Origin of the sequence: Allobosea sp. TAB14, from assembly GCF_052113865.1 — a bacterium.
Taxonomy (GTDB): Bacteria; Pseudomonadota; Alphaproteobacteria; order Rhizobiales; family Beijerinckiaceae; genus Allobosea; species Allobosea spartocytisi.
Window position 1 is genome coordinate 1 of sequence record NZ_JBFRDQ010000366.1, and the last position, 1308, is coordinate 1308.

At 66.1% G+C, this 1308-nt stretch carries 1 protein-coding gene; it reads left to right on the plus strand.

The window, feature by feature from the left end; all coding sequences use genetic code 11:
• Positions 1 to 40: 40 nt before the first annotated feature.
• Positions 41 to 1308: HlyD family type I secretion periplasmic adaptor subunit (locus AB4Y99_RS27655; protein ID WP_441525606.1), on the plus strand; the 1268-nt coding region annotated here is incomplete at its 3' end.

The following is a 1308-nucleotide window of genomic DNA, read 5'->3' on the forward strand; positions in this document are numbered from 1 at the left end:
CGAGAAGGCGGCAGTCGAACAACCGGACTTCGGCGGGGCCTTGCGACGGCTGGCGATCGTGGGCGGCGCAGGCGTCGCCCTGTTCGCCGGCACGGTCGGGGTCTGGGCCGTCGCCACGACACTGTCCGGGGCCGTCGTCGCCACGGGACAGTTCGTCGTCGACGGCAATGTGAAGAAGGTCCAGCATCAGACCGGCGGCATCGTCGGTGAGCTCAGGGTCCATGACGGCGACAGGGTCGAGCAGGACCAGATCCTGATCCGCCTCGACGACACGCTCACGCGCTCCAACCTCCAGATCGTCACGAAGCAGCTCGACGAGTTCGCTGCACGTCGCGCGCGGCTACAGGCTGAACGGGACAGGAAGACAGCGATTGCCATTGCACCGGAACTGCGTGCGCGCCAAGGCGAGGCGGAGGTCGCGGAACTGATCGCGGCCGAGCAGAGCCTGTTCGATGCCCGCCGCTCGGCCCGTGACGGCCAGAAGGCGCAATTGTTCAAGCGCGTCGGTCAGTTGCGGGACGAGATCCTGGGTTTGAAGGCGCAGCAGGTCGCGCGCGATCGGCAGGCAGCCCTGATCGAGGAGGAGCTCACCGGCGTTCGCGGGCTCTATGAGAAGAGCCTGGTCGCCATCAGCCGCAAGACTGCTCTGGAACGCGAGGCGGCCAATCTCGACGGCCAGAAGGGCCAGCTCATCGCCTCGGTCGCTCAATCCGAGGGGCGCATCGCCGAGACCGAACTTCAGATCATCCAGATCGACGAAGTCCTGCGCGAGGAGGTGATGAAGGAGCTGCGCGAGATCCAGGGCAAGACTGCCGAGCTCACCGAGCGGCGCGTCGCCGCCGAGGATCAACTCAAGCGCATCGACATCAAGGCGCCCAGCGCCGGCTTCGTGCATCAGCTCGCGGTTCATACCGTTGGCGGCGTCATCTCGCCGGCGGAGCCTGCCATGCTGATCGTCCCGGCCGAGGATTCCCTGCAGCTCGAGGTCCGGATCAATCCGCCCGATATCGACCAGATCGCGTTAGGCCGGCCGGCGCAGGTCAAGCTACACGCGTTCAACCAGCGCACGACGCCGGAGCTCAAGGGCACGGTCAGTCGCATCTCGGCCGATACGACGCGCGATCAGCAGACCGGCGCGACCTTCTACACGATACGGATCTCCGTCCCGGCAGAGGAATATGCGCGCCTCGCGCCTCAACGGGTCACCGCCGGCATGCAGGCCGACGTCTTCGTCCAGACCGAAGACCGCACGCCGTTCGAATACATCATCAAGCCGCTCAGGGATCAGATCGCCAAGGCGTTCAGGGA